Source organism: Variovorax saccharolyticus (genome assembly GCF_030316765.1).
Lineage (GTDB): Bacteria > Pseudomonadota > Gammaproteobacteria > Burkholderiales > Burkholderiaceae_C > Variovorax > Variovorax saccharolyticus.
On sequence record NZ_JASZYT010000002.1, the window covers coordinates 772230 to 798410 of the forward strand.

Here is a 26181-nt window from a genome sequence, read left to right on the forward strand (position 1 = left end):
TCGGCCTTCGCCTTGGGAGCGGCCCTGCGGCTCATGGCGCCACGACCGCGAAGGGACGCAGCCCGTCGGTGCCGACGCGCAGGCTGCGATCGGGCAGCGCCTGCGAAGTCAGCAGCACCTGCTGTGCCGCGATGATCGGGTCCGGGCCCAGCTGCAGGGCTGCCGCGGCCCTGCCGTCGACGCCGATCGGCTGGGCCGTGATGCCATCCGACAGCCAGGCCGTCGGCAGCGCGCCGAGCGGCAGGCCGTCGAAACTGAAGTTGCCGGGCCCATCCGGGGTGATGCGCCATCGCACTGCAACGCCGCTGGCGCGCGATTGCGCCCGCGCCGATTCGAGCAGGGCGACCAGCCGCTCGGCCTCGCGGTCGAGAGCGGCCTGGCCGGAATCCCTGAGCGAGAGCCCGACCCCGGCGGTGGCCAGCGCGATGATCGCGATCACCACCAGCAGTTCGAGCAGCGTGAAGCCGGTCGTGCCGGGACGGCGGCCCGAGTTCCGACGGCAGCGCGCGCTACTGCCAGCTGCCGATGTCGGCATTCTTGCCTTCGCCGCCGGGCTCGCCATCGGCGCCGAGCGAAAGCACGTCGATCTCGCCCTTGATGCCCGGGTTCATGTACTGGTACGGCCGACCCCAGGGATCGTTGGGCAGCTTCTCGACGTAGGGCTTCCAGTTGGGCGCGGCGGGGCCGCTGGTCGGGCGTACGAGCAGCGCTTGCAGGCCCTGTTCCGCCGTCGGGTAGCGCTGGTTGTCCAGACGGTACAGCTTGAGCGCCTGCATCAGGTTGTTGACGTCGGTCTTGGCCGCGGTGACGCGGGCGTCGTCGGCCCGTTCGATCACGTTCGGCACGATCAGGGCCGCCAGCACGCCGATGATGACCAGCACCACCATCAGCTCGATCAGGGTGAAGCCGCGCTGCAGGGCGCGGGAGGAGGTGCGGATGAAAGTGGGCATCGAGGGCGGGTGGGGCTGAAGGAAGGCGGCGACGGCCGCGTTCGCTGCATGATAATCCGGCCTCATGTCGGTTCCTTACGCACCCGCCCGCTGGCCTTCGGCCACTGCCACCACCGCCGTCTGGGCGCTGGCGGCCGCGAGCCTCGTGTTCTGGGGCCTCCGGCTGGCCGGGCCTTCGGATGCGCCGGCGCCGCCGGCCGTGGCCGGCACGCCGCAGGCCGCGCTCGACCCGGCGGCGGTCGCCCGGGTGCTGGGCGCGGTGTCCACGCAGGCGGCGGCGGTGGCCGCGCCCGAGGCCGCCAGCCGCTTCTCGCTGCTGGGCGTGGTCGCCGATGCCGAGCAGCAGGGCGTGGCCCTGATCGCGGTCGACGGCAAGCCGCCGCGGCCGTTCCGGGTCGGCGCCAGGGTGGCCGACGGTTTCGTGTTGCAGTCGCTCGGCGCCCGGAGCGCGGCGTTCGGCGCCAGCCCCGAAGCGGCCACCGCGTTCACCCTGCAGCTGCCCACGCGGCCGCTGGCGGTCATGACGCCGCCCGGGCCGCTGCCAGCGCAAGACTGAAACCTTGCGGGACAGACCAAGAAACTGCGCAGCAGTTTTTGCCCTGTCCTCAACTGACTGACGGTTACACCTTCAGGAACAGCCGGTAGACCGGGTTGGCGGTTTCTTCCACGAACGGATAGCCCAGCGTCTGCAGGAACTCGTCGAAGGCCGCGTTGTCGGCCGGCGGCACCTGCAGCCCGACCAGGATGCGTCCGTAGTCGGCGCCCTGGTTTCGGTAGTGGAACAGGCTGATGTTCCAGTTCGGCCGCAACAGGCTCAGGAACTTCAGCAGTGCGCCAGGCCGCTCCGGGAACACGAAACGCAGCAGCCGCTCCTCGTGGGCGAGCGTGCTGCGCCCGCCCACCATGTGGCGGATGTGCTCCTTGGCGAGTTCGTCGTGCGTGAGGTCGATGGCGCCGAAGCCGTGCGCCACGAAGGTGTCGGCGATGGTGGTCGATTCGCCGCGCGTGGTGGTCGTCAGGCCGACGAACACGTGGGCTTCGGTCGAATCGCTGATGCGGTAGTTGAACTCGGTCACGTTGCGCGAAGCGCCCGGCAACTGCCCGACCAGCTCGCAGAAGCGGCGGAAGCTGCCGCGCTCCTCGGGGATGGTCACCGCGAACAGCGCCTCGCGCTCCTCGCCGACCTCGGCCCGCTCCGCCACGAAGCGCAGCCGATCGAAGTTCATGTTCGCGCCGCACAGGATCGCGGCATAGGTCTCGCCGCGGGTGCCGCGGGCCTCGACATACTGCTTGATCGCCGCCACGGCGAGCGCCCCGGCCGGCTCGACGATGCTGCGGGTGTCGATGAAGACGTCCTTGATGCCGGCGCAGACCGCGTCGGTGTCGACCGTGATGAACTCGTCCACCAGGTCGCTGGCGATGCGGAAGGTCTCCTCGCCGACCAGCTTGACCGCGGTGCCGTCGGAGAACAGGCCGACGTCGGGCAGCGTCACGCGCTGGCGGGCGGCCACCGATTGCATCATCGCGTCGGAGTCGTTCATCTGCACGCCGATCACCCGGATCTCGGGCCGCACCGCCTTGATGTAGTTGGCCACGCCGGAGATCAGGCCGCCGCCGCCGATGGCGACGAAGACGGCGTGCAGGGGTCCCTGGTGCTGGCGCAGGATCTCCATGGCGATCGTGCCCTGGCCGGCGATCACGTCCGGGTCGTCGAAGGGATGCACGAAGGTCAGGCCGTGCAGCTTCTGCTGCTCGAGCGCGTAGCCGTACGCGTCCGAATAGCTGTCGCCGTGCAGGTGCACCTCGCCGCCGAGCGCGCGCACGGCGTCGACCTTCAGTTGCGGTGTGGTCACGGGCATCACCACCACGGCCCGCGCGCCGAGCTTGTGGGCGCCCAGGGCGACGCCCTGCGCATGGTTGCCCGCCGAGGCGCAGATCACGCCGCTGGCCAGTTGCTCGGGGCTCAGCTTCGCCATCTTGTTGTAGGCGCCGCGCAGCTTGAAGCTGAAGACCGGCTGCTGGTCCTCGCGCTTGAGCAGCACCGTGTTGCCGATCCTGGCGCTCAGGGCGCGCGCGGGTTCGAGGGCCGATTCGACCGCCACGTCGTAGACGCGCGCGGTCAGGATCTTCTTGAGGTAGTCGGCGGGAGTGAGGGGCTGGGGCGCAGAGGACATAGGGCCGCGATCATAGGCTTTGCCGATGCGCGGGCCGGCCCCAAGAAAAAAGCCCCGGGCCTTGCGGCTCGGGGCTAAATCCACCAATTGGGAGGGTGGAGGAGACAACCGGTGCACATATGTCGATGTGCGATGAAATAAAGTATATCGGTTGATTGCTGCAATGCAACACGCCCGTTGCTTTTTTTGAACAATAAATCACGCGGAGCGAGGTTTCCTCACCTTGGTCTGCGACTTTTCGGAGTCTGAAATGGAATGCACAGTGAGTTGGACCGGCAACGCCGGCGCGCGGTCGGCGATGGGCTTCGTTGCCGAGACCGGTAGCGGACATGTCCTGATGATGGATGGCGCGCCGGATGCCGCCAAGCCGGAGAACGGTGGCCAGAACCTGGCGGCCCGGCCGATGGAGACGGTGCTGGCCGGTGCCGGCGGCTGCACCGCCTACGACGTGGTGCTCATCCTGAAGCGCGGGCGGCACCAGGTCGAGCGCTGCAGCGTCAAGCTGACCAGCGAACGGGCGGAAAAAGATCCCAAGGTATTCACCAAGATCCACATGCACTTCACGGTGGCCGGCAAGGACATTCCCCCCGCCGCGGTGGAGCGGGCCATCGCCCTGAGCCATGAGACCTATTGCTCGGCGACCATCATGCTCGGCAAGACGGCCGAGATCACGACCAGCTTCGAACTGGTTTGACTCGCCCCCAGGTTGGGCTCACTTCGTGTAGCCCGCCCACCCCCTGCCGGGGGCAACACCAGCGGCCTGGCAAAGCCAGTTCCGCGGTGTTTCACCAACGGGCCTGGCTGCGCCGGCCAACAACAATCCGGCGCCGTGTTGTTCTCCGGCGGCGCGCAGCGCCCGCCCGTTGGTGGGCAGTCGCGGAACCGGCTTCGCCGGGCCGCTGACTGCGCCCCCGGCAGGGGGTGGGCGCCCGGACACGAAGTGCCGGGCAACCTGGGGGCGAGCTAAACCCGGTGCGCGATGGTCGTCATGACGCGCGAGGCCATCCGCATCGCCGCCTTGGCGGGTGCAGGCAGTTCCTTGGCGCCGGCTTGCCAGGCCTGGGCGGCGTGACGGGCCTCGTCCAGCTTCATCTGCTGGATCACGGCCCGCGAGGCGCTGTCGCCCGCCGGCAGCCGGTCCAGATGGCCGTCCAGGTGGGCCTCGACCTGGCGCTCGGTTTCGGCGACGAAGCCGAGGCTGGTCGCGTCCCCGAACCGGCCGGCGACCAGTCCAAGCCCGAAAGCCCCCAGATACCAGAGCGGATTCAGCACCGATGCGTGGCTGCCCAGGTCGTCGAGCCGCTGCTGGGTCCAGGCCAGGTGATCTGTTTCCTCGCGTGCGGCCTCGTCGAAGTGGCGCCGCAGGACGGGGTCGCGCGTGACGGCGGCCTGCGCGGTGTAGAGGGCCTGGGCGCAGATCTCCCCCACATGATTGACCCGCATCAGCGCGCCGGCCTCGCGCCGCTCGGTCTCGCTCAGCGGGCCTGGCGGGGTCTCGGGCGTCGGGGGCGTCCGAGTCGAATGCGGTTTGGCGAACAGGGTGCGCAGTGCCGCGTCTGCCACTGCCAGGACGGAGTCGAGCGATCGGGTCATCTGGCGATTGGAACCGATGTACAAAATGTCACAACATTGGCGGCCCGAATGTTTCACATGATGGAGTGAAGAAGAGCACCAAAGCTTTGTTGCACTGCTGCAACGAAACGCCTCGCCCGGCCGCGTTTTCGGGCGATTTGCTTTGCCCTCCCGAAGCGGCTCTGGTGCAATAGCGACAACTTCCCAAAAGGAGGTTGGCCCGGGGTCCGGTGGGAGCACTAAGTGCCAGTCACGGTGAGCCCTTCGCACCGGAGCCCTATGTTTAACCTTGGAGAAACTTGCAATGAAAAAATCTCTAGTTGCCCTGGCTGCTCTGGCTGTTGCCGGTATTGCCTCGGCTCAGTCGTCGGTCACCCTGTTCGGTGTGGTTGACGCCACGATCAGCGGCTTTTCGAACAAGACCGAAGGCGTTCTGGGCCAAAGCGTCACGACCAGCCAAACGGTTCTGCGCAACTCGGGCTACAACTCCAGCCGTCTGGGCTTCCGTGGTACGGAAGACCTCGGTGGTGGCCTGGCAGCCAGCTTCTGGCTCGAAGGTGCTCTGAACAACGACGACGGCACCGGTGCAGCTACCGGCGGCGGCCAAAACTGGCAGCGTCGTTCGACCGTGAGCCTGTCTGGTGGCTTCGGTGAACTGCGCCTCGGTCGTGACTACACCCCGACGTTCTGGAACGACACCGTGTTCGATCCGTTCGGCACCAACGGCGTTGGTACCAACCTGATCTCGACCGCCAACGGTTACAACAACCCGGGCTCGATCATCTCGCAAGGTGGTTTCACCGCCAACACGACCTACGTGCGCGCCAGCAACTCGATCGGCTACTTCCTGCCGCCGAACCTGGGTGGCTTCTACGGTCAGTTCATGTACTCGTTCAACGAGAAGACCAGCTACGACCCGGGTTCGCTGACGCCTCCTGGCGCTTCGGCCTTCATCGCGGATCCGACGCAAGCTGGCCGCAACGAACGTGCCGGCCGCTACATCGGTGGTCGCGTGGGCTACGCCAACGGTCCTCTGGATGTCGCTCTCGCTTACAGCGAAGCCACCATCGCTTCGAACTACTTCGCAGGCACCACGAACAACCTCGACACGCTCAACCTGGGCGCTTCGTATGACTTCGGCGTGGTCAAGCTGTTTGGTGAGTACTCGAAGGCTGACCTGAAGCAAGACACCTCGTCGAACTTCGTTGCCGGCGCGACCAACCCGTTCGGCTTCCGTGAACCCGGCGCTGACGGCTGGCTGATCGGTGCAACCGTTCCCGTCGGTCCTGGCCTGATCCGTGTTTCGTACTCGGCAGTGGACTACAAGAACACCGGCGCTTTCATCAACCAACTGTTCGGCTTCCAACCCGATCCGAAGGCTGACAAGTTCGCCCTGGGCTATGTCCACAACCTGTCGAAGCGTACGGCCCTGTACGCAACGGTGGCTCGCGTGAGCAACAAGAACGGTGCTGACCTGACCGTCGGCGGCCCGGCATTCTTCTCCGGCAACGCTGCTACCGGCGTGCTGACCCCGAAGAACTCGACCGGCTACGACTTCGGTATCCGTCACGCTTTCTGATCTGACGCTGGCGTAAGCCAGCATCAAGGGAAGTTTTGAAGGCCACTCGACGAAAGTCGAGTGGCTTTTTTCTTTGCTGAAAGCGCGCTGCACCCCCGGGGAACTCCCGCATGGGCACGCAGATTGCTCTGCTAGCATCGTTGAACACTCTGTCTGCTGAATGATCGCTTTCGTACTGCGCCGCCTGATCCAGGCCGTGATCGTCATGGTCGCGGTCGCCTTCTTCGCCTTTCTCCTCTTCCAGTACGTGGGCGATCCGGTCGTCTTCCTGCTCGGGCAGGACGCCAAGCCCGAACAGATCCGCGAGCTGCGCTCCGCCTTGGGGCTCGACAAGCCCTTCTTCGTGCAGTTCTGGCACTTCCTGGTCAATGCCGCTCAAGGCGAGTTCGGCCTCAGCCTGCGGCAGGGCGCGAAGGTCTCGCGCCTGATCGGCGAACGCTTCCCGGCCACGCTCGAACTGGCGCTGGTCGCCGCCGTGCTGGCCCTCGTCGTCGGCATCCCGATGGGCGTCTACACCGCACTCAAGCGCGGCACCTTCTCTAGCCAGGTCTTCATGACGCTGTCGCTGCTCGGCGTCTCGCTGCCGACCTTCCTGATCGGCATCCTGCTGATCCTGGTGTTCGCGGTGCACCTGGGCTGGTTCCCGAGCTTCGGGCGCGGCGAGACCGTGCAGCTGGGCTGGTGGAGCACCGGCCTGCTGAAGTCGGACGGCTGGATGCACATCGTGCTGCCGGCGGTCACGCTGGCGATCTTCCAGCTGACCTTGATCATGCGTCTGGTGCGTGCCGAGATGCTCGAGGTGCTGCGCACCGACTACATCAAGTTCGCGCGCGCACGTGGACTCTCCGATCGCGCGATCCATTTCGGCCATGCGCTCAAGAACACGCTGGTGCCGGTGATGACCATCACCGGGCTGCAGCTGGGCGGCCTGATCGCGTTCTCGATCATCACCGAGTCCGTGTTTCAGTGGCCCGGCATGGGGCTGCTGTTCATCCAGGCCGTGACCTTCGCCGACATCCCGGTGATGGCCGCCTACCTGTGCCTGATCGCCCTGATCTTCGTCGTCATCAATCTCGTGGTCGACCTGCTCTATTTCGTGGTCGATCCCAGGCTGCGCATCGGCAACGCCGGAGGCCACTGAATGAGCGAATCCCGACTGCAGGCGGCCGGCAGACCTTTCGCGCACATCGCGCGCTTCTATCCGGAGCTGACCGCGTTCCGCCGCGATCTGCATGCGCATCCCGAACTGGGCTTCGAGGAGGTCTATACCTCCGGTCGCGTCAAGGAGGCGCTGAAGGCCTGCGGCGTGGACGAGATCCACGCCGGCATCGGCAAGACCGGCGTGGTCGGCGTGATCCATGGCCGCTCCACGGACAGCGGCCGCATGATCGGCCTGCGGGCCGACATGGATGCCCTGCCGATGTGCGAGGACAACGACTTCGAATGGCGCTCGGCCAAGCACGGCCTGATGCACGGCTGCGGCCACGACGGCCACACCGCGATGCTGGTCGGCGCGGCGCGCTACCTGGCGGAGACGCGCAATTTCGACGGCACTGCCGTGCTGATCTTCCAGCCCGGCGAGGAAGGTTTCGCAGGCGCCCGCGTGATGATCGAGGACGGCCTGTTTGACCGCTTCCCGGTCGACTCGGTGTATGCCATGCACAACTGGCCCGGCATGCCGGCCGGCACGGTCGGCATCAACCGCGGCGCGATGATGGCGGCGGCGGACCGCATCACGATCGAGGTCACGGGCAAGGGCGGCCATGGAGCCCACGCCTACCTGACGGTCGATCCGGTGGTCGTCTCGGCCCACATCATCACCGCGGTGCAGAGCATCGTGTCGCGCAACGTGCGCCCGATCGACGCGGCAGTGGTCAGCATCTGCGCCGTGCAGGCCGGCGACCTCGGCGCGATGAGCGTGGTGCCCGGCAAGGCGACGCTGGTCGGCACCGTGCGCACCTTCAGTTCGCGCGTGCAGGAGCAGGTCGAGCAGCGGCTCGCGGAGCTCTGCGCCGCGGTGGCGGCGGGCTTCGGTGCCACGGCCCAGGTCAAGTTCGAACGCATCTATCCGGCCACCATCAACACCGCGCCCGAGGCCCAGTTCGCCGGCGACGTCGCGCAGTCTCTGGTCGGCGCGCACAACGTCGAGCGCAACATGGAGCCCAGCATGGGCGCCGAGGACTTCTCCTTCATGCTGCAGAAGAAGGCCGGCGCCTACCTGCGCATCGGGCAGGACGCCCGTGGCGGCGCTTTCCTGCACAACAGCAAATACGATTTCAACGACGAGATCCTGCCATTGGGCGCCGCCTTGCACGCGGGCCTGGTCGAGCAGGGCATGCCGCCGGCCGTCCAGGCCGGCAAACCAGAAACCAGGGCCGTCGTTTCGACGGCGTCCTGAGTCTTTCCAACCCGAGGAGTGCTTCTCATGAGTCTGAAGAAAAATGTGGTCGCGGCCGCGATCCTGTCCGTGCTGGCAACCGCAAGCCTGATGGCCGGTGCCCAAACGATCCGCATCGCCAACCAGGGCGATGCCCTGTCGCTCGACCCGCATTCGCTCAATGAATCACTTCAGCTCAGCGTCACTTCCAACGCCTACGAGACCCTGGTCGGCCGCAACAAGGACCTGAGCCTGGCGCCGCTGCTGGCGACCAGCTGGAAGCAGACCTCGCCCACCGTCTGGCGCTTCGAGCTGCGCAAGGGCGTGCAGTTCCACGACGGCACGCCGTTCACGGCCGACGACGTGGTCTTCAGCTTTGCCCGCGCCAAGGGCGACGGCTCCGACCTGAAGGCCACGCTGAGCGACATCAAGGAAGTGCGCAAGGTCGGCGACCTGGCGGTCGAGATCGAGACCAACGGTGCCTTCCCGATCCTGCCGGACGTGATCTCGCTCACCATGATGATGAGCAAGAAGTGGTGCGAGGAGAACGGCGCCGCCAAGCCGGTCGACAAGCGCAAGGGCGTCGAGAACACGGCCTCGTTCAAGGCCAACGGCACCGGTCCCTTCCGCGTGCGCGAGCGCCAGCCCGACGTGCGCACCGTGTTCACGCGCAACCCGACCTACTGGGGCAAGATCGAAGGCAACGCGCAAGAGATCATCTTCACGCCGATCGCCAACCCCTCGACCCGCGTCGCCGCGCTGGTGTCGGGCCAGGTCGACGTCATGGAGCCGGTGCCGGTACAGGACATCGCGCGCATCACGGCCAGCCCCAACGCCCGCGTGATCACCGGCCCCGAACTGCGCACCATCTTCCTGGGCATGGACCAGAAGCGCGACGAGTTGCTGTATTCGAGCGTGAAGGGCAAGAACCCGTTCAAGGACAAGCGCGTGCGCCAGGCCTTCTACCAGGCCATCGACATCGTCGGCATCCAGAAGACCGTGATGCGTGGCGCCTCGCGTCCGACGGCGCTGCTGGTCGGCCCCGGCATCAATGGCTGGACCGAGCAGCAGGACAAGCGCCTGCCCTTCGATGTCGATGCCGCCAAGAAGCTCCTGACCGACGCAGGCTACCCGAACGGCTTCGAGGTCACGATGAACTGCCCGAACGACCGCTACGTGAACGACGGCCAGATCTGCCAGAGCGTGGCCTCCAACCTGGCGAAGATCGGCGTCAAGATCAATCTCGCGACCGAGACCAAGGGCACTTATTTCCCGAAGATCCTGCGCCGCGACACCAGCTTCTACCTGCTGGGCTGGACGCCGACCACCTACGACTCGCACAACGCGCTGTCGTCGCTGACCGCCTGCCCGGACGACAAGGGCACGGGCCAGTTCAACCTGGGCGCCTACTGCAATCCGAAGCTCGACGATCTGACCAAGAAGATCCAGTCCGAGACCGACAAGGGCAAGCGCAACGAGCTGATCAAGGAGGCCTTCACGATCCATGCGGACGACGTCGCCCACCTGCCGCTGCACCAGCAATCGCTGGCCTGGGGCGTGAGCAAGAAGGTCGAGCTGACCCAGCTCGCCGACAACTTCATGTTCTTCAAGTGGATGAGCATCAAGCCCTGATCCCGTTGTCTGCCTGACCCAGGGGCCCGCGTCAGCGGGTCCCTTCTTTCGCCTCTCGATGAAAAAAACCCTAGCGCGCTGGCTCGACAGCGATGTCGGACACAGCTTCCGCAGTTCGCCGGTCGCGATGATGGCCGCCGTGATCGCGTTCCTGTGCCTCTTCTGCGCGGTGTTCGCCGGCTGGGTGACGCCGCACAATCCCTTCGACCTCGCCGCGCTCGAGCTCGGCGATGCCCGCCTGCCGCCGGCCTGGAGCCCCGAGGGTTCGACCAAGTACCTGCTGGGCACCGACGACCAGGGCCGCGACATTCTCTCGGCCGTGATCTATGGCGCGCGCATCTCGCTCGTCGTCGGCCTCGTGTCGGTGCTGCTGTCGGTCCTGGTCGGCGTGATGCTCGGCCTGCTCGCCGGCTTCTGGGGCGGCTGGCTCGACGCCTTCCTGATGCGCGTCTGCGACGTCATGCTCTCGTTCCCGCCGATCCTGATCGCGCTGCTGATGGCCGGGGTCGGGCGGGCGCTGTTTCCCGATGCGCCGACCTCGGTCGCCTTCGGCGTGCTGATCGTCGCCATCTCGCTGACCGGCTGGGTGCAGTACGCACGCACCGTGCGCGGCTCGACGCTGGTCGAGCGCAGCAAGGAATACGTGCAGGCGGCGCGCGTGACCGGCGTCTCGCCCTGGCGCATCATGGTGCGCCATGTGCTGCCCAACGTGATGGGCCCGGTCATGGTGCTGGCGACGATCCAGGTCGCGACCGCGATCATCACCGAGGCCACGCTGTCGTTCCTGGGCGTCGGCGTACCGCCGACCTCTCCGTCTCTGGGCACCCTGATCCGCGTCGGCAACGACTACCTGTTCTCGGGCGAATGGTGGATCACGGTGTTCCCGGGAGCGATGCTGGTGCTGATCGCGCTCAGCGTGAACCTGCTGGGCGACTGGCTGCGCGATGCCTTGAACCCGCGCTTGCGCTGAAGCTGGAGCCCCGCACATGAGTCTTCTGCAAGTTCGGAATCTGGTCGTCGAGTTCCCGCACCGGCGCGGCACGCTGCGTGCGCTGGACGACATTTCCTTCGAGATCGCGCCGGGGGAGATCCTCGGCGTGGTGGGTGAATCCGGTGCCGGCAAGTCGCTCACCGGCGCGGCGATCATCGGTCTGCTGGAGCCGCCCGGCCGCGTGGCTTCGGGCCAGATCCTGCTCGAAGGCCAGCGCATCGACAACCTCGGCCACGAGGCGATGCGCCACATCCGCGGGCGCAAGATCGGCGCCATCTTCCAGGACCCGCTGACCTCGCTGAATCCGCTGTACACCATCGGCCGGCAGCTGACCGAGACCATCCGCACCCATCTGCCGGTGAGCGAGGACGAGGCCCGACGGCGCGCCATCGCTCTGCTGCAGGACACCGGCATCCCGGCGGCGGCCCAGCGCATCGACCACTTCCCGCACCAGTTCTCGGGCGGCATGCGGCAGCGCGTGGTGATTGCGCTGGCCCTCGCGGCCGAACCCAAGCTGATCGTTGCCGACGAGCCGACCACCGCGCTCGACGTCTCGATCCAGGCCCAGATCATCCAGCTGCTGAAAGGCATCTGCAAGGAGCGCGGCGCCGCCGTGATGCTGATCACGCACGACATGGGCGTGATCGCCGAGACCTGCGACCGCGTGGCCGTGATGTACGCGGGCCGGGTGGCCGAGATCGGCCCGGTGCACGAGGTGATCCACCAGCCGGCGCATCCCTACACCGCCGGCCTGATGGCCGCCATTCCCGACATGACGATGGAGCGCGAACGCCTGAACCAGATCGACGGCGCGATGCCGCGGCTCAATGCGATTCCGCGCGGCTGCGCCTACAACCCGCGCTGTCCGCGCGTGTTCGACCATTGCCTGGTCGAACGGCCGGACCTGTTCAATGCCGGCGCCACCCGCGCGGCCTGCTGGCTCCAGGAGACGCACACCGCGTCGCCGGCCTACGGAGGTGCCCCATGACGGCATTGGTCCAGGCGCACGACCTGGCAAAGAGCTTCGATGTCTCGCCGCCCTGGCTCAACCGGGTGCTCGAGCGCAAGCCGCGGGTGCAGTTGAAGGCGGTCGATGGCGTGAGCTTCTCGATCGAGCGCGGCAAGACGCTGGCGCTGGTCGGCGAGTCCGGCTGCGGCAAGAGCACGGTGGCGCGGCTGCTGGTCGGGCTTTACGAGCCGACCCGCGGCGGCATGCAGTTCGACGGCCTGGACGCCCACGCGGCCTTCAAGACTGCCGAGGGGCGCGTCCTGCGCCGGCGCGTGCAGATGATCTTCCAGGACCCCTACGCGAGCCTCAACCCGCGCTGGATCGTCGAGGACATCGTCGGCGAGCCGCTGCGCGAGCACGGCATCCTGAAGGCCGGGCCGGCGCTCAAGGCACGGGTCGGCGAGCTGCTGAAATCGGTCGGCCTGAGCCCGCTCGACATGGTGAAGTACCCGCACCAGTTCTCCGGCGGCCAGCGGCAGCGGATCTCGATCGCGCGGGCGCTGGCGACCCAGCCCGAGTTCCTGGTCTGCGACGAGCCGACCTCGGCGCTCGACGTCAGCGTGCAGGCGCAGGTGCTGAACATCATGAAGGACCTGCAGCGCGAGCAGGGCCTGACCTATCTCTTCATCTCGCACAACCTCGCGGTGGTGCGGCACGTGGCCGATCAGGTCGGCGTGATGTACCTGGGGCGGCTGGTCGAGGTGGCGGACAAGCAGCAGCTCTTCGCGAGCCCGCAGCATCCCTACACCCGCATGCTGCTCGATGCGATCCCGCAGATGAAGCACACCGGCCGGCGCCGCACGCCGGTGCAGGGCGAGGTGCCGAATCCGCTGAATCCGCCGAGCGGCTGCACCTTCCATCCGCGCTGCCCCCTGGCCAACGAGCGCTGCAAAACCGAGCGGCCGCCGCTGCAGATGCTGCGCGGCGTACAGGTAGCCTGCCACGCGGTGGAAGAAAACAGAGACTAGGCTCGCCCCCAGGTTGGGCTCACTGCGTGTAGCCCGCCCACCCCCTACCGGGGGCAACACCAGCGGCCCGGCAAAGCCGGTTCCGCGGTGTTTCACCAACGGGCCTGGCTGCGCCGGCCACAGCTACTGTTCCTCGCCCCACGAGTAGCCGTCGCGGGCAATCATCGCGCTCGACGCGCTCGGCCCCCAGGTGCCGGCCGCATAGGGCCGCGGCGCGCCGTCCGATGACCAGCTGTCGATCAGCGGCTCGACCCAGCGCCACGCTTCTTCCTGCTCGTCGCTGCGCACGAACAGGTTCAAGCGGCCGTCGATGACGTCGAGCAGCAGCCGCTCGTAGGCGCCCACGCGTTCGCTGCCGAAGCGCTTGTCGAAGTCGAGGTCGAGCTGCACCGGCGCCAGCTGCGGGCCGGCATGCCGGCTGCCGTTGCGCTGGCGCTTGTCCTGCGCCTGGGCCAGCAGGTGCAGCTCGAGCCCGTCCTTGGGCTGCAGGTTGATCACCAGCTTGTTGAACGCATTGGTCGGCGCGCGGAAGATCGCGTGCGGCGTCTGCCTGAAGTTGACCTCGATGCGCGCATCGCGCGAGGCCAGCCGCTTGCCGGTGCGGATGTACAGCGGCACGCCGGCCCAGCGCCAGTTGGCGATCTCGGTGCGCAGCGCGACGAAGGTCTCGGTGCGGCTGTCGGGGTCGACGCCGGGCTCGTCGCGGTAGCCCTGCACGCGCTCGCCGTAGGCGGTGCCGGCCGTGTACTGGCCACGGATCGCATGCATGCCGATCGACTCGGTGGTCCAGGGCTTCAGTGCCCGCAGCACCTTGAGCTTCTCGTCGCGGATGGCATCGGCATGGGCATTGATCGGCGGCTCCATGCCGAGCGCGCAGACCAGTTGCAGCGCGTGGTTCTGCACCATGTCGCGCAGGGCGCCGGTCTGGTCGTAGAAGGCGCCGCGCTTCTCGACGCCGAGGTCTTCGGCGATCGTGATCTGGATGTTGGCGATGTACTCGCGGCGCCAGATCGGCTCGAACAGCGCGTTGCCGAAGCGCATCGCGAACAGGTTCTGCACCGAGGGCTTGCCCAGGTAGTGGTCGATGCGGAAGATCTGCTGCTCCGACAGCACGTCGCGCACCGCGTGGTTGATCGCCCGGTTCGAGGCCAGGTCGTGGCCCAGCGGCTTCTCGAGCACCAGCCGGGTCTGCGGGCCGTTGAGGCCGGCGGCCGCGATCTGCTCGACCACCTGGGTGAAGAGTCCGGGCGCGGTGGCCAGGTACATCACCACGTTGTCCACGTTGCGTGCCTTCAGCAGCTCGGCGAGCCGGGCGTAGTCGTCAGGCTTGGAGAGGTCCATGCGCAGGAAGTACAGCATCGAGGCGAACTGTTTGAACTCCTCGGGCGTCGGCCGCTTGGCGCCCTCGACCGCCGCGAAGCGCGACTGGATCAGCTCGCGGTAGCTGTCGTCGCTCAGGTCGTCGCGGGCGACGCCGATGATCCGCCCGCCCTCGGGCAGACTGCCGTGGCGGAAGGCCTGGAACAAGGCCGGCATCAGCTTGCGCCACGCGAGGTCGCCGGTGCCGCCAAAGAGGACAAGGTCGAAACTCATGGATACATCCGTGTTGTTTTCAAAGTGGAGCATGAAGCTTGCCAGCGAATGGTACTTGTACCGATCGTTGCGGTGATGACTACACGCTAAGCTGAAATTGAAACAGGGATGGCCTTATTACTCCGGAGCAGGGTCCTGATGAAGAAGATTTTCGCGATGTCGGCGCTGGCAGCGCTGCTGGGCGCCTCGGGCGCCGCCTCGGCCCAGACCGTCAACGTCATCTGTTCGGTCCAGGCCGAATGGTGCAACATGATCGCCACGGTGTATGCCCGGACCACGGGCGTCAAGCTCAACATGTCGTTGAAGGGCTCGGGCGAAGCGCTGGCGCAACTGATCGCCGAGCGCGACAACCCCAAGACCGATGTCTGGTTCGGCGGCACCGGCGACCCGCACCTGCAGGCGGCCGAGTCGGGCCTGACGCTCGAGTACAAGTCGCCGAGCCTGCCGCAGCTCTATCCGTGGGCGCAGCAGCAGGCCCAGCAGTCGGGCTGGAAGACGGTCGGCATCTATTCGGGCCCGCTGGGCTTCGGCTACAACACCGAGCTGCTCGCGAAGAAGAAGCTGGCCGTGCCGCGCAGCTGGGCCGACCTGCTCAAGCCCGAGTACAAGGGCGACATCCAGGTGGCGAACCCGGCCTCGAGCGGCACCGCGTACACGATGATCGCGACGCTGGTGCAACTGATGGGCGAGGACAAGGCCTACGAGTACCTCAAGGGCCTGCACAAGAACGTGGGCCAGTACACGCGCTCGGGCACCGGGCCGATCAAGGCGGTGGCGCGCGGCGAGACCGCGGTGTCGATCAGTTTCGTCCACGATGCGCCGCAGGAGCGGATGCAGGGCTTTCCGGTCGAGACCGTGACGCCGTCCGAGGGCACCGGCGCCGAGATCGGCTCGATGAGCATCATCAAGGGCGCGCGCAACCTGGCCGAGGCCAAGAAGTTCTATGAATGGGCGCTGACGCCGCAGGCCCAGACCTTCGGCGCCGCGGCCAAGCAGTTCCAGCTGCCGTCGAACAAGGCGACGCCGGTCGACGCCAACGTGCCGGACTTCAAGAAGATCAAGATGATCGACTACGACTACGCCAAGTACGGCGCCAGCGCCGAGCGCAAGCGCCTGATCGCGCGCTGGGAGAAAGACGTCAACTCGCTGCCGCGCTGAACCGGGCCTGCACGTTGTCACGGCGCCCCAATGCCCCGGTCTGGACCTGCGTCGCGGCGGGGCTGCTGGCCTATCTCGCGCTCCCCTGGTATGCGATCCAGGACACCGGCTGGTGGGAGGCGATCCCGCAGGTCTTCGGTTCGGGCGAGGGCGCCAACGGCGTCATGCAGGCGCTGCTGCAAGGCCGCGACTGGCTCTGGATCGGCGTCGTCGGCCTGGCGATCTGCGCCGTCGGCGGCCTGCTGCCGGCGGGCCGCGCCCAGGGCCGGCTGCTGCTGGTGGGCGGCGCGGTCGGCGCCATCGGCCTGGCCCTCGGCGGCTTCCTGATCGGCGCCCGGGGCTGGACCCTTCCGATCCTGAATGCGCAGCTTGGCGAGTTGCCGGTCAACCAGTTCGGCATCGGTGCCGGCGGCTTCATCGCGCTCACGGCGCTGATCCTGCTCGCCGCCTTCGGGCTGGCCCGGCTCGGCTTCTTCAAGGGCGACCTGTTCGTGTCCGGCGCGGTGATCGGCTGCGGCGTGCTGCTGGCGCTGTTCATCGCCTACCCGGTCAGCAAGGCGCTGGCCGGTGCCTTCCTCGACGAGAACGGCCGGGCGTCCTTCGCCGCCTTCGTGGCGCGCATCGGCACCGAGCGGGTCTGGGGCCTGGGCTGCCTGGCCGGCGGCGTGCGCTGCGGCGTGGCCTGGAACACGCTGGTGCTGGCCCTGCTGACGGCCGCCGGCACCACCTTCCTGGGCACGCTGATGGCATTGATGGCCGAGCGTGGCAGCCGGCGCTGGCAGGGGCCGCTGCGCATCCTCGCGCTGCTGCCGATCATCACGCCGCCCTTCGTGGTCGGGCTCGGGCTGATCCTGCTGTTCGGCCGCGCGGGCGTGGTCAACCAATGGCTCGAATTCGCCTTCGGCATCGAGCCGACGCGCTGGTTCTACGGCATGCCAGGCGTGCTGGTGGCGCAGCTCTTCGCCTTCACGCCGATCGCCTTCATGATCATGCGCGGCGTGGTGCAGGGCGTCTCTCCGAGTCTGGAGGAAGCCGCGCAGATGCTGCGCGCCGACCGCCGCCGCACCTTCTTCACGGTCACGCTGCCGCTCATCAAGCCCGGGCTCGCGAATGCCTTCCTGGTCGGCTTCATCGAGAGCATTGCCGACTTCGGCAACCCGATCGTGGTGGGCGGCCAGTTCTCGGTGTTGTCGACCGACATCTTCTTCGCCATCGTCGGCGCCCAGTACGACCAGGGCCGCGCGGCCTCGCTGGCCTGGGTGCTCACGCTCTTCGCGCTCGCCGTGTTCGCGCTCCAGCGCGCGGTGCTCGGCAAACAGAACTACACGACGGTCAGCGGCAAGGGCGACGCCGGCATCGCGATGGCGCTTCCCGACGGCGTGCGCCGCACCATCTACGGCATCGCGCTGCCGTGGATCGCCTTCACCGTGGTGGTCTACCTGTTCGCCTTCGCGGGCGGCTTCGTCCAGACCTGGGGTCGCGACTACACCTTCACGCTCAACCATTTCAAGAATGCATTCGCGCTCGAATGGGGGCAGTTCGGCATCGTCTGGGCCGGCACGGCGTGGAACTCGCTCATCACCACGGTCAAGCTGGCGGGCATCTCGGCGCCGCTGACCGCGGCCCTCGGCCTGCTGATCGCCTGGCTGCTGGCACGCAACGAATTCAAGGGTCAGGGGGCCTTCGAGTTCGCCGCGCTGCTGGCCTTCGCGATCCCGGGCACGGTGCTGGGCGTGAGCTACATCCTGGCCTTCAACGTGCCGCCGCTGGAGCTCACGGGCACCGGCCTCATCATCGTGCTGTGCTTCATGTTCCGGAACCTGCCGGTCGGCGTGCGGGCCGGCACGGCGGCCTTCAAGCAGCTCGACCGCTCGCTCGACGAGGCCTCGCTGATGCTGCGCGCCTCGACCTCGCAGACGCTGTTCAAGGTGGTCCTGCCCTTGCTGAAGCCGGCGCTGGTGGCAGCACTGGTCTACAGTTTCGTGCGCGCGATGACCACGGTGAGCGCGGTGATCTTCCTGGTCACGGCCGAGAACGAACTGGCCACCACCTACATCATTGGCCGGGTCGGCAACGGCGACTACGGCATCGCGCTGGCCTACTGCACGGTGCTGATGATCCTGATGTCGGTCGCGATCGCCGCGGTGCAGCTGCTGGTCGGCGAGCGCAAGCTCGGGCGCCGCAAGCAGGGCGTGCCCAGCATCGCGGTCGCGGCACATTGACGAGAACACGGGAGCACGCATGAGCCAGGGCATCGAACTGCGCAATGTCACCAAGCGCTACGGCAGCGACGCGCGTGCGCCGCTGGCGGTCAAGGGCATCAGCTTCGAGGTGCCGGTCGGCACGCTGACCACCATCCTCGGGCCTTCGGGCTGCGGCAAGACGACCACGCTGCGGATGATCGCCGGGCTCGAATCCCCGAGTTCGGGCGCGATCCTGATGGGCGGGCGCGATGTCACCACGCTCGGGCCGGCCGAGCGCAACGTCAGCATGATGTTCCAGAGCTACGCGCTGTTCCCGCACATGAGCGTGATCGAGAACGTGGGCTACGGCCTGCGCATGAGCGGCGTGCGCAAGCCCGAGGCCGCGGCGCGCGCCCGCGAGGCGCTGCGGGGCGTCGGGCTGGTCGACTTCGACGACCGGCTGCCGAGCGAGCTGTCGGGCGGCCAGCAGCAGCGCGTCGCGCTGGCCCGCGCGCTGGTGCTCGAGCCGGCCGTGCTGCTGTTCGACGAGCCGTTGTCGAACCTCGACGCCCGGCTGCGGCGCGAGATGCGCGAGGAGATCCGCGGCCTGCAGCAGCGGCTGCAGCTCACGGTCGCCTATGTCACGCACGATCAGAGTGAGGCGCTCGCGGTCAGCGACCAGATCATCGTCATGGACCACGGCGTGATCGCCCAGCAGGGCACGCCCGAGGACCTCTACGGCCATCCGCGCAGCGAATTCGTCGCCGGCTTCATGGGCGAGGCGATGGTGTTCCCGGCCCTCGCGACGCCCGAGGGGCGAGTCGAACTGGGCCCGTTGACCTTGGCGCCGCGCTACGACGTGGCGCCGGGCTTCGTCAAGGTGGCGGTGCGGCCCGAGGCCTGGCTGATCGGTGCCGCCATCGGCCTGCCCGCGACGCTGCGCAAGGCGGCTTACCTGGGCAGCTTTTACGAATATGCTTTCGACACCGCGCTGGGTCCGGTGTTCGTGGTGTCGAGCGACCTCGCACGACCGCTGGCCGCCGGTGCCCAGACCACGCTGTCCCTCGCCAGCCATGGCGTTTCCGTCGTACCCGTTGCCGCATGAATGTCGTTTTCGATCTTGGAGCCGTGCTCCTGAGCTGGGAGCCCGTCGCCCTGGTTCAAGCCCAACTGTCGCCCCATGCCCCCACCGCCGAGGCCGCGCATGCGCTGGCGCGCCAGATGTTCCATCACGAGGACTGGCTCGGCTTCGACCGCGGCACGCACAGCCTGGACGACGCGATCGGCCGCATGGCGCTGCGCCTGGCGCTTCCTGCCGACCGGCTCAGCGAGGTGCTGGCGCCGATGGGCGAGCGGCTGGAGCCGATCGCGGTCACCGTGGAACTGCTGGCCGGCCTGCGGGCGCGCCGGGAGGCGGGGGAAGACCTGCGGCTCTACTACCTGTCGAACATGCCGTCTCCCTATGCGCGCGTGCTCGAGTACCGGCATGCGTTCTTCCAGTGGTTCGACGGCGGCATCTTCTCGGGCGACGTCCAGATCATCAAGCCGCAGCGCGAGATCTATGACCTGCTCGCGGCGCGCTACCGCCTCGCGGCGGCCGAGACGGTCTTCATCGACGATTCGCTCGCCAACGTGCTCGCGGCGCGCGAGATCGGCTGGCAGGCGATCCATTGCGAGCGGCCCAGCGCGCTGCCGGCGCAACTGGCCACCTACCTGCCGGTCAGCTCGACCTTGTCGACATCGAAGCCCAGCGTGCGGGCGTAGTCCAGTTCGGCCTGGAGCAGGTCGTCGTCGAGCCGCGGCGCGCGCGAGAGCACCCACAGGTACTGGCGGTTCGGCGTGCCGACCAGCGCCACCTGGTAATCGCGGTCGAGCTTGAGGATCCAGTAGTCGCCCCACACCAGCGGCAGCCAGCCCAGCCATTCGGGCGCGAAGCGCACTTCGAGCCGGCCGGCGCCGGGCTGGCCCGCCACCGGCACGACACGGGCCGAGCCGACGGATTCATCGAAGCCGCCGTTGGCCAGGATGCAGCGGTTGCGCACCTCCACGGTGCCGTCGTCCAGCAGCGTGTAGTCGGCGGTCACCGGTCCCGCGCATTGCTTCTGGAAGCGGTTGGGAAGCCTCGCCTGCTCGTGCCACAGCCCGGCATAGCGCTTGAGATCGACCGGCGCCACCACCTGCAGCGCAGCGCGCATCAGCGGCGCGCCATCGGCCGGTCCGGCAACGGTCGCGGCGCGTGCCGTGCGGGCGCTCGAAAGGGCCAGCAGGGTCAGGGCGCCGCCGACGCAGAAGGCCGCCGCCAGGGTTCCGATCGAGGCGCTGTGGGCGCGGTCGTCGAAAGCGGCCGGCGGGGGTGCACGGTGGCTGCGAAAAGACATGGGATTCCTCCGGAAGACGGTCAATCGAGCCGACAGATTAGAAGGGCCGGCCCTCGAGCGGCGTCAGCCACGGACCACACGCCATGTAGTGCAGCGGCGGGATAATGGACGGATGAACCAACTCGATGCCCTCCGCCAATGGACCACCGTGGTCGCCGACACCGGTGATTTCCGCCAGCTCGCCCAGTTCAAGCCGCAGGATGCGACCACCAACCCGTCGCTGATCCTCAAGGCGGTCCAGAAGGCCGACTACCGGCCGCTGCTGGACGAGGTGGTGCAAAAGCACAAGGGTGCGCCCATCGACGAGGTCATCGACCGCCTGCTGGTGCGCTTCGGCACCGAGATCCTGTCGATCATCCCGGGCCGGGTGTCGACCGAGGTCGACGCCCGGCTGAGCTTCGACACCCAGGCCACCATCGCGCGCGCCGAGCGCATCGTGGCGCTCTATCGGGAGCAGGGCATCGATGTGCACAAGCGCCTGCTGATCAAGATCGCCTCGACCTGGGAAGGGATCGAGGCCGCCCGCCAGCTCGAGCTGAAGGGCATCCATTGCAACCTGACGCTGCTGTTCTCCTTTGCCCAGGCGGTGGCCTGCGGCGCCGCCAAGGTGCAGCTGATCTCGCCCTTCGTCGGCCGCATCTACGACTGGCACAAGAAGTCGCAAGGTACGCAATGGGACGAGGCCGCCAATGCGGGCGCGAACGACCCCGGCGTGAAGTCGGTGCGCCAGATCTACGACTACTACAAGAAGAACGGCATCGCGACCGAGGTGATGGGCGCCAGCTTCCGCAACGTCGGCCAGATCGCCGCGCTGGCCGGCTGCGACCTGCTGACCATCAGCCCCGAGCTGCTGGCCGAGTTGGCCGCCAGCGACGCGCCGATCGCGCATGCGCTGGACGCCGAGGCGGCGCAGCGCCTCGCGATCCCCAAGGTCTCGCTCGACGAGGCGGCTTTCCGTTTCGCGCTGAACGAGGACGCGATGGCCACCGAGAAGCTGGCCGAAGGCATCCGCGCCTTCGCGGCCGATGCGGTGAAGCTCGAGAAACTCATGGAGACCTGATGATGAACACCCGTTGCGATCGCACGGCCGCCTGGGGTGTGCTCCAGGCCCACTACGACACCGACGGACTGGGCTTCGACATGCGCCGGGCCTTCGCGAGCGACACCGGACGCTTCGCGGCCTTGAGCCAGTCGGCGCCCCATGTCTTCGCCGACCTGTCGAAGAACCTCCTCGACCAGCGCACCGAGCAGCTGCTGCTGGCGGTGGCGCGCGAAGCCGGGCTGGAGGCGCATCGCGACGCCATGTTCGCGGGTCGGCACATCAATGCCACCGAGGATCGCGCGGTGCTGCACACGCTGCTGCGGCGGCCGGCTTCGGCAGCGCCCTCCGGCGACCTGGCGGGCGCCTTCGGCGATGTGCACCGGACGCTCGACGCCATGCTGGCCTACGCCGAGAAGGTGCGATCGGATTCGACCATCACCGACGTGGTCAACATCGGCATCGGCGGCTCCGACCTCGGTCCGCAGATGGCGGTGCTGGCGCTCGACCAGTTCGCCGCGCCGGGCAAGCGCTTTCACTTCGTGTCCAACGTCGACGGCCACGAGCTGGCCGGCATCCTGCGCGGCCTGGCGCCCGAGCACACGCTGTTCCTGATCGCCTCGAAGACCTTCACGACCGCCGAGACCATGGCCAACGCGCAGTCGGCCAAGCGCTGGTTCGAGCAGTCGGGCGGCGTCGACATCGCGCGCCACTTCGCCGCGCTGACCACCAACGTGGCGGCCGCCAAGGCCTTCGGCATCGATACCACCTTCGGCTTCTGGGACTGGGTCGGCGGGCGCTATTCGATGTGGTCGGCAATCGGCCTGCCGATCGCGCTGGCCATCGGCGCCGACGGATTCCGTGGCCTGCTGGCCGGCGCGCACGCGATGGACGAGCACTTCCGCAGCGCGCCGCTCGAACAGAACCTGCCGGTGCGGCTCGGGCTGCTCGACGTCTGGTACCGGAACTTCCACCGCTTCACGACCCGGAGCATCGCGCCCTATCACAGCGCGCTGAAGCGGCTGCCGGCCTACCTGCAGCAGCTCGAGATGGAAAGCAACGGCAAGCAGGTCGACATGGCCGGGCAGCTGCTCACCTTCGGCACTTCGCCCGTGCTGTGGGGCGAGCCCGGCACCAACGGGCAGCACGCCTATTTCCAGATGCTGCACCAGGGCACCGACGTGACGCCGCTGGAGTTCATCGCGGTGCGCGACGCGGCGCACGACCTCGCCGGCCACCACCCCAAGCTGCTGGCCAATGCACTGGCGCAGGCGCAGGCGCTCATGGTCGGCCAGCAGGACGCGGGCGGGCACAAAAACTTCCCGGGCAACCGGCCGAGCACCTTCTTCGTCCTCGATCAGCTGACGCCGGAATCGCTGGGTGCCTTCCTGGCGCTGTACGAGCACCGCGTCTTCACCAGCGGCGCGCTGTGGGGCATCAACAGCTTCGACCAGTGGGGCGTGGAGCTCGGCAAGGTGCTGGCCCGGGACATCGAGCCACGGCTGGCCTCCGGCGACGTGGCGGGGCTCGACGCCTCGACGGCGGGCCTGCTGCAGCGCCTGAGGCCGCTGGCCTAGCTTTCATCAAAGGCGCGAGCCCGCTCGATATGATGACCACGGGGTTGTCCCGTGGGAATCACAAGAGGAGTTGCTCATGAACTTTCAACAGGCCGTCCAGACCTGCTTTCGCAAGTACGTCGAGTTTTCCGGCCGTGCGAGCCGGCCCGAGTACTGGTGGTTCATCCTGGCCTACTTCGTGGCGGCCTTCGTGGGGGGGTTCATCCACGAGTTCGTCTACTACCTGGTGGTGCTGGCCTTCCTGCTGCCCCTGCTCGCGGCCGGGGCACGCCGCCTGCATGACGTCGGCCGCAGCGCCTGGTTCCTGCTGCTCGGGCTGATCCCGGTGATCGGCACGCTGGTGCTGCTCTATTTCATGGTGCAGCCGAGCCAGCCGGAGTCCAACGAATACGGGCCGCCGCCCGCGCCGGTGCCGGTAGTCGCCTGATACGCCTCAGGCCCTTGCGCCCACCAGCACCGGCTTCGCCCGGTAGCTGGCCGGAAACACCTTCTTCAGGTTGTCGACCTTCGGCAGGTCGTTGATCGCGATGTAGGGGTGGTCGGGGTTGCGGGTCATGAAATCCTGGTGATACGCCTCGGCCGGGTAGAAGGCCTTGAGCGGCTCGATCGTGGTGGCGATCGGCTTGCCGAAGACGCGGGCGCGGTCGAGTTGCGCGATGTAGTTCTTCGCGATGCGCGCCTGCTCGGGGTTGGTGGCGAAGATGGTCGACCGGTACTGGGTGCCGACGTCCGGTCCCTGGCGATCGCGCTGGGTCGGATCGTGCGCGACCGAGAAATGGATCTGCAGCAGCCGCGCGAAGCTGATCTGCTTCGGGTCGTAGCTGATGCGCACCGACTCCGCATGGCCGGTGTTGCCCAGGCTGGTCGCCTCGTAGTTGGCGGTGGCGGCGTCGCCGCCCGCGTAGCCCGAGACCGCGCTGGTCACGCCCTTGACATGCTGGAAGACCCCCTGCACGCCCCAGAAGCAGCCGCCGGCGAACGCCGCCGTCTCGGTACCGGCCTGGCCGGCCGGAGGATCGTCCGCCGCGGGCGGGATCACGGTGGCGCGCTCGCCGGCTCGGGCCGGCGCGGCGCGGCCCAGCGCAAGCCCGGCGCCGAGCGCGAGTGCGCAAAGCAGGGCGCGGCGCGGCAGCCCGCCGGGGCGTTCGAATGTCTCGGTGTTCATGCCGGTGAGCTCCTTCGGGTCCAGGCCCTGGACGATGTCCCCGCTTGTACGCCAATCCGCCTGCGGGCTCCAGCGGGACGAAAAAAAGCCCCGCGGCTCGCACCGCGGGGCTTTTTGGCTTGGCTGTGGCAGCCGGGCCGGGGGGAATTACATCCCCATGCCGCCCATGCCACCCATGCCGCCCATGTCGGGCATGCCGCCGCCAGCGCCGGCTTCTTCCTTCGGTGCGTCAGCGACCATGGCTTCGGTCGTCAGCAGCAGCGAGGACACCGAAGCGGCGTTCTGCAGTGCGGTGCGGGTCACCTTGGTCGGGTCCAGGATGCCCAGTTCGAGCATGTCGCCGTAGGTGTCGTTGGCGGCATTGAAGCCGTAGTTGCCCTTGCCGGCCAGCACCGCGTTCACCACCACCGAGGCTTCGCCACCGGCGTTGTTCACGATTTCGCGCAGGGGGGCTTCGATGGCCTTGAGCACCAGCTTGATACCGGCGTCCTGGTCAGCGTTGTCGCCCTTGAGCTTGTCGCCCACGGCTTGCTTGGCGCGCAGCAGGGCCACGCCACCACCGGCAACCACGCCTTCTTCCACTGCAGCGCGGGTGGCGTGCAGGGCGTCTTCGACGCGTGCCTTCTTTTCCTTCATTTCGACTTCGGTGGCAGCGCCGACCTTGATCACGGCAACACCGCCGGCCAGCTTGGCCACGCGCTCTTGCAGCTTTTCGCGGTCGTAGTCGCTGGTCGCTTCTTCGATCTGCACGCGCACTTGCTTGACGCGGGCTTCGATGTCGCCAGCAGCGCCGGAGCCGTCGATGATGATGGTGTTTTCCTTGCCCACTTCGATGCGCTTGGCCTGGCCGAGGTCGGCCAGGGTCACCTTCTCGAGGGTCAGGCCCACTTCTTCAGCGATGACCTTGCCGCCCGTCAGGATGGCGATGTCTTCCAGCATGGCCTTGCGGCGGTCGCCGAAGCCAGGTGCCTTGACGGCCACGACCTTCAGGATGCCGCGGATCGTGTTCACGACCAGCGTTGCCAGGGCTTCGCCTTCGACTTCTTCGGCAATGATCAGCAGCGGACGGCCGGCCTTGGCGACTTGTTCCAGCGTCGGGAGCAGGTCGCGGATGTTGCTGATCTTCTTGTCGAACAGCAGCACGAAGGGGTTGTCCAGAATCGCGGATTGCTTTTCGGGGTTGTTGATGAAGTAGGGCGACAGGTAGCCGCGGTCGAACTGCATGCCTTCGACGACGTCGAGTTCGCTGTCCAGCGACTTGCCGTCTTCGACGGTGATCACGCCTTCCTTGCCGACCTTGTCCATCGCGTCAGCGATGAGCTTGCCGATGGTTTCGTCGCTGTTGGCCGAGATCGAGCCGACTTGCGCGATTTCCTTCGAGGTGGTGGTGGCCTTCGAAGCCTTCTTCAGCTCGGCGACCAGGGCGGTGACCGCCTTGTCGATGCCGCGCTTCAGGTCCATCGGGTTCATGCCGGCGGCGACCAGCTTGAAGCCTTCGCGAACGATGGCTTGTGCCAGCACGGTCGCGGTGGTGGTGCCGTCACCGGCGTTGTCCGAAGTCTTGGAGGCCACTTCCTTCACGAGCTGGGCGCCCATGTTCTGGAGCTTGTCCTTGAGTTCGATTTCCTTGGCGACCGACACGCCGTCCTTGGTCACGGTGGGGGCGCCGAAGGAGCGCTCGAGCACCACGTTGCGGCCCTTGGGGCCCAGGGTGACCTTGACTGCATTGGCGAGGATGTTGACACCCTCGACCATGCGCGCGCGGGCTTCGCCGCCGAAGACTACGTCTTTTGCTGCCATGAGATTTCTCCGAGATTCAGTTGATTGGGTTGAAGA

24 protein-coding genes are annotated in these 26181 nt (G+C 67.5%); 16 read left to right on the forward strand and 8 right to left on the reverse strand.

Annotation, left to right across the window (positions count from 1 at the left end; all coding sequences use genetic code 11):
• Positions 1 to 31: 31 nt before the first annotated feature.
• Positions 32 to 535 carry a prepilin-type N-terminal cleavage/methylation domain-containing protein gene (locus QTI45_RS09765; protein WP_286654198.1) on the reverse strand — a complete coding sequence of 168 codons (504 nt, stop codon included), beginning with the start codon at positions 533 to 535 and terminating at the stop codon, positions 32 to 34.
• Entirely contained in the window at positions 510 to 950 is a 441-nt protein-coding gene (gene gspG / locus QTI45_RS09770) for a type II secretion system major pseudopilin GspG (protein ID WP_286654199.1), read from the reverse strand. The genes QTI45_RS09765 and gspG overlap by 26 nt, the downstream gene beginning before the upstream one ends.
• A 64-nt stretch (positions 951 to 1014) precedes the next feature.
• Here gspG and QTI45_RS09775 point away from each other — a divergent pair, with 64 nt between their 5' ends.
• Positions 1015 to 1506 (forward strand): type II secretion system protein N, encoded by a 492-nt coding sequence (locus QTI45_RS09775; protein WP_286369019.1) that lies wholly within the window; start codon positions 1015 to 1017, stop codon positions 1504 to 1506.
• A gap of 64 nt (positions 1507 to 1570) precedes the next feature.
• On the opposite strand, the gene ilvA is transcribed toward QTI45_RS09775, so the two are convergent.
• Positions 1571 to 3124 carry a threonine ammonia-lyase, biosynthetic gene (gene ilvA / locus QTI45_RS09780; RefSeq protein ID WP_286654200.1) on the reverse strand — a complete coding sequence of 518 codons (1554 nt, stop codon included), beginning with the start codon at positions 3122 to 3124 and terminating at the stop codon, positions 1571 to 1573.
• Positions 3125 to 3374: 250 nt separating this feature from the next.
• Between ilvA and QTI45_RS09785 the strand changes: the two genes are divergently transcribed.
• Positions 3375 to 3818: an OsmC family protein gene (locus tag QTI45_RS09785; RefSeq protein ID WP_286369021.1), complete on the forward strand. Its 444-nt coding sequence runs from the start codon at positions 3375 to 3377 to the stop codon at positions 3816 to 3818.
• Positions 3819 to 4087: 269 nt separating this feature from the next.
• Here the strand turns inward: QTI45_RS09785 and coq7 are convergent, their stop codons facing one another.
• On the reverse strand, positions 4088 to 4717 hold the full coding sequence (gene coq7 / locus QTI45_RS09790; protein WP_286654201.1) for a 2-polyprenyl-3-methyl-6-methoxy-1,4-benzoquinone monooxygenase: 630 nt from the start codon (positions 4715 to 4717) through the stop codon (positions 4088 to 4090).
• A gap of 283 nt (positions 4718 to 5000) precedes the next feature.
• Between coq7 and QTI45_RS09795 the strand changes: the two genes are divergently transcribed.
• The 7 genes from QTI45_RS09795 (at position 5001) to QTI45_RS09825 (ending at position 13252) form a co-directional block, all read left to right on the forward strand.
• Positions 5001 to 6275 carry a porin gene (locus tag QTI45_RS09795; protein ID WP_286654202.1) on the forward strand — a complete coding sequence of 425 codons (1275 nt, stop codon included), beginning with the start codon at positions 5001 to 5003 and terminating at the stop codon, positions 6273 to 6275.
• A 160-nt stretch (positions 6276 to 6435) separates the two neighbouring features.
• Complete coding sequence (locus QTI45_RS09800) at positions 6436 to 7416, forward strand: ABC transporter permease (protein WP_286369024.1); 981 nt, start codon at positions 6436 to 6438, stop codon at positions 7414 to 7416.
• Positions 7417 to 8673 (forward strand): M20 aminoacylase family protein, encoded by a 1257-nt coding sequence (locus QTI45_RS09805; protein ID WP_286654203.1) that lies wholly within the window; start codon positions 7417 to 7419, stop codon positions 8671 to 8673.
• A 27-nt stretch (positions 8674 to 8700) separates the two neighbouring features.
• Positions 8701 to 10284 (forward strand): ABC transporter substrate-binding protein, encoded by a 1584-nt coding sequence (locus QTI45_RS09810; RefSeq protein ID WP_286654204.1) that lies wholly within the window; start codon positions 8701 to 8703, stop codon positions 10282 to 10284.
• A 58-nt stretch (positions 10285 to 10342) separates the two neighbouring features.
• On the forward strand, positions 10343 to 11254 hold the full coding sequence (locus QTI45_RS09815; protein WP_286369027.1) for an ABC transporter permease: 912 nt from the start codon (positions 10343 to 10345) through the stop codon (positions 11252 to 11254).
• Positions 11255 to 11270: 16 nt separating this feature from the next.
• Positions 11271 to 12263, forward strand: coding sequence for an ABC transporter ATP-binding protein (locus QTI45_RS09820; protein WP_286369028.1), 993 nt, complete (start codon positions 11271 to 11273; stop codon positions 12261 to 12263).
• Positions 12260 to 13252, forward strand: coding sequence for an ABC transporter ATP-binding protein (locus QTI45_RS09825; protein WP_286369029.1), 993 nt, complete (start codon positions 12260 to 12262; stop codon positions 13250 to 13252). Before QTI45_RS09820 ends, QTI45_RS09825 begins: the two co-directional genes overlap by 4 nt.
• A 123-nt stretch (positions 13253 to 13375) precedes the next feature.
• On the opposite strand, the gene zwf is transcribed toward QTI45_RS09825, so the two are convergent.
• Positions 13376 to 14845 (reverse strand): glucose-6-phosphate dehydrogenase, encoded by a 1470-nt coding sequence (zwf, locus tag QTI45_RS09830; protein WP_286654205.1) that lies wholly within the window; start codon positions 14843 to 14845, stop codon positions 13376 to 13378.
• 138 nt (positions 14846 to 14983) lie between these two features.
• Between zwf and QTI45_RS09835 the strand changes: the two genes are divergently transcribed.
• Genes QTI45_RS09835 through QTI45_RS09850 form a run of 4 tightly spaced genes read left to right on the forward strand, consistent with a single transcriptional unit; the run spans position 14984 to position 19950 of the window.
• On the forward strand, positions 14984 to 16003 hold the full coding sequence (locus QTI45_RS09835) for an ABC transporter substrate-binding protein (RefSeq protein WP_286654206.1): 1020 nt from the start codon (positions 14984 to 14986) through the stop codon (positions 16001 to 16003).
• 14 nt (positions 16004 to 16017) lie between these two features.
• Entirely contained in the window at positions 16018 to 18225 is a 2208-nt protein-coding gene (locus tag QTI45_RS09840) for an ABC transporter permease (protein WP_286654207.1), read from the forward strand.
• 19 nt (positions 18226 to 18244) lie between these two features.
• On the forward strand, positions 18245 to 19291 hold the full coding sequence (locus QTI45_RS09845) for an ABC transporter ATP-binding protein (RefSeq protein WP_286369033.1): 1047 nt from the start codon (positions 18245 to 18247) through the stop codon (positions 19289 to 19291).
• Positions 19288 to 19950, forward strand: a complete 663-nt coding sequence (locus QTI45_RS09850; protein WP_286654208.1) for an HAD-IA family hydrolase — start codon at positions 19288 to 19290, stop codon at positions 19948 to 19950. The genes QTI45_RS09845 and QTI45_RS09850 overlap by 4 nt, the downstream gene beginning before the upstream one ends.
• Here QTI45_RS09850 and QTI45_RS09855 read toward each other — a convergent pair.
• Entirely contained in the window at positions 19896 to 20564 is a 669-nt protein-coding gene (locus QTI45_RS09855) for a lipocalin family protein (RefSeq protein ID WP_286369035.1), read from the reverse strand. The two genes, QTI45_RS09850 and QTI45_RS09855, sit on opposite strands and share 55 nt — an antisense overlap.
• A 112-nt stretch (positions 20565 to 20676) precedes the next feature.
• Here QTI45_RS09855 and tal point away from each other — a divergent pair, with 112 nt between their 5' ends.
• From tal to QTI45_RS09870, 3 genes are all read left to right on the forward strand, one after another.
• Positions 20677 to 21624: a transaldolase gene (tal, locus tag QTI45_RS09860; protein WP_286654209.1), complete on the forward strand. Its 948-nt coding sequence runs from the start codon at positions 20677 to 20679 to the stop codon at positions 21622 to 21624.
• On the forward strand, positions 21624 to 23180 hold the full coding sequence (gene pgi / locus QTI45_RS09865) for a glucose-6-phosphate isomerase (protein ID WP_286654210.1): 1557 nt from the start codon (positions 21624 to 21626) through the stop codon (positions 23178 to 23180). The genes tal and pgi overlap by 1 nt, the downstream gene beginning before the upstream one ends.
• Before the next feature lie 76 nt (positions 23181 to 23256).
• Complete coding sequence (locus tag QTI45_RS09870) at positions 23257 to 23607, forward strand: DUF805 domain-containing protein (RefSeq protein WP_286654211.1); 351 nt, start codon at positions 23257 to 23259, stop codon at positions 23605 to 23607.
• Positions 23608 to 23613: 6 nt separating this feature from the next.
• Here QTI45_RS09870 and msrA read toward each other — a convergent pair whose 3' ends face one another.
• Positions 23614 to 24345 carry a peptide-methionine (S)-S-oxide reductase MsrA gene (gene msrA / locus QTI45_RS09875; protein WP_286654212.1) on the reverse strand — a complete coding sequence of 244 codons (732 nt, stop codon included), beginning with the start codon at positions 24343 to 24345 and terminating at the stop codon, positions 23614 to 23616.
• A 147-nt stretch (positions 24346 to 24492) separates the two neighbouring features.
• Entirely contained in the window at positions 24493 to 26145 is a 1653-nt protein-coding gene (groL, locus tag QTI45_RS09880; protein WP_286369040.1) for a chaperonin GroEL, read from the reverse strand.
• Positions 26146 to 26181 lie beyond the last annotated feature (36 nt).

Excerpts from the sequence above, each read along its gene's own strand:
- QTI45_RS09765 (WP_286654198.1), bottom strand. The coding sequence starts at position 535 with ATGCCGACATCGGCAGCTGGCAGTAGCGCGCGCTGCCGTCGGAACTCG.
- gspG (WP_286654199.1), bottom strand. The coding sequence starts at position 950 with ATGCCCACTTTCATCCGCACCTCCTCCCGCGCCCTGCAGCGCGGCTTC.
- QTI45_RS09775 (WP_286369019.1), top strand. The coding sequence starts at position 1,015 with ATGTCGGTTCCTTACGCACCCGCCCGCTGGCCTTCGGCCACTGCCACC.
- ilvA (WP_286654200.1), bottom strand. The coding sequence starts at position 3,124 with ATGTCCTCTGCGCCCCAGCCCCTCACTCCCGCCGACTACCTCAAGAAG.
- QTI45_RS09785 (WP_286369021.1), top strand. The coding sequence starts at position 3,375 with ATGGAATGCACAGTGAGTTGGACCGGCAACGCCGGCGCGCGGTCGGCG.
- coq7 (WP_286654201.1), bottom strand. The coding sequence starts at position 4,717 with ATGACCCGATCGCTCGACTCCGTCCTGGCAGTGGCAGACGCGGCACTG.
- QTI45_RS09795 (WP_286654202.1), top strand. The coding sequence starts at position 5,001 with ATGAAAAAATCTCTAGTTGCCCTGGCTGCTCTGGCTGTTGCCGGTATT.
- QTI45_RS09800 (WP_286369024.1), top strand. The coding sequence starts at position 6,436 with ATGATCGCTTTCGTACTGCGCCGCCTGATCCAGGCCGTGATCGTCATG.
- QTI45_RS09805 (WP_286654203.1), top strand. The coding sequence starts at position 7,417 with ATGAGCGAATCCCGACTGCAGGCGGCCGGCAGACCTTTCGCGCACATC.
- QTI45_RS09810 (WP_286654204.1), top strand. The coding sequence starts at position 8,701 with ATGAGTCTGAAGAAAAATGTGGTCGCGGCCGCGATCCTGTCCGTGCTG.
- QTI45_RS09815 (WP_286369027.1), top strand. The coding sequence starts at position 10,343 with ATGAAAAAAACCCTAGCGCGCTGGCTCGACAGCGATGTCGGACACAGC.
- QTI45_RS09820 (WP_286369028.1), top strand. The coding sequence starts at position 11,271 with ATGAGTCTTCTGCAAGTTCGGAATCTGGTCGTCGAGTTCCCGCACCGG.
- QTI45_RS09825 (WP_286369029.1), top strand. The coding sequence starts at position 12,260 with ATGACGGCATTGGTCCAGGCGCACGACCTGGCAAAGAGCTTCGATGTC.
- zwf (WP_286654205.1), bottom strand. The coding sequence starts at position 14,845 with ATGAGTTTCGACCTTGTCCTCTTTGGCGGCACCGGCGACCTCGCGTGG.
- QTI45_RS09835 (WP_286654206.1), top strand. The coding sequence starts at position 14,984 with ATGAAGAAGATTTTCGCGATGTCGGCGCTGGCAGCGCTGCTGGGCGCC.
- QTI45_RS09845 (WP_286369033.1), top strand. The coding sequence starts at position 18,245 with ATGAGCCAGGGCATCGAACTGCGCAATGTCACCAAGCGCTACGGCAGC.
- QTI45_RS09850 (WP_286654208.1), top strand. The coding sequence starts at position 19,288 with ATGAATGTCGTTTTCGATCTTGGAGCCGTGCTCCTGAGCTGGGAGCCC.
- QTI45_RS09855 (WP_286369035.1), bottom strand. The coding sequence starts at position 20,564 with ATGTCTTTTCGCAGCCACCGTGCACCCCCGCCGGCCGCTTTCGACGAC.
- tal (WP_286654209.1), top strand. The coding sequence starts at position 20,677 with ATGAACCAACTCGATGCCCTCCGCCAATGGACCACCGTGGTCGCCGAC.
- pgi (WP_286654210.1), top strand. The coding sequence starts at position 21,624 with ATGATGAACACCCGTTGCGATCGCACGGCCGCCTGGGGTGTGCTCCAG.
- QTI45_RS09870 (WP_286654211.1), top strand. The coding sequence starts at position 23,257 with ATGAACTTTCAACAGGCCGTCCAGACCTGCTTTCGCAAGTACGTCGAG.
- msrA (WP_286654212.1), bottom strand. The coding sequence starts at position 24,345 with ATGAACACCGAGACATTCGAACGCCCCGGCGGGCTGCCGCGCCGCGCC.
- groL (WP_286369040.1), bottom strand. The coding sequence starts at position 26,145 with ATGGCAGCAAAAGACGTAGTCTTCGGCGGCGAAGCCCGCGCGCGCATG.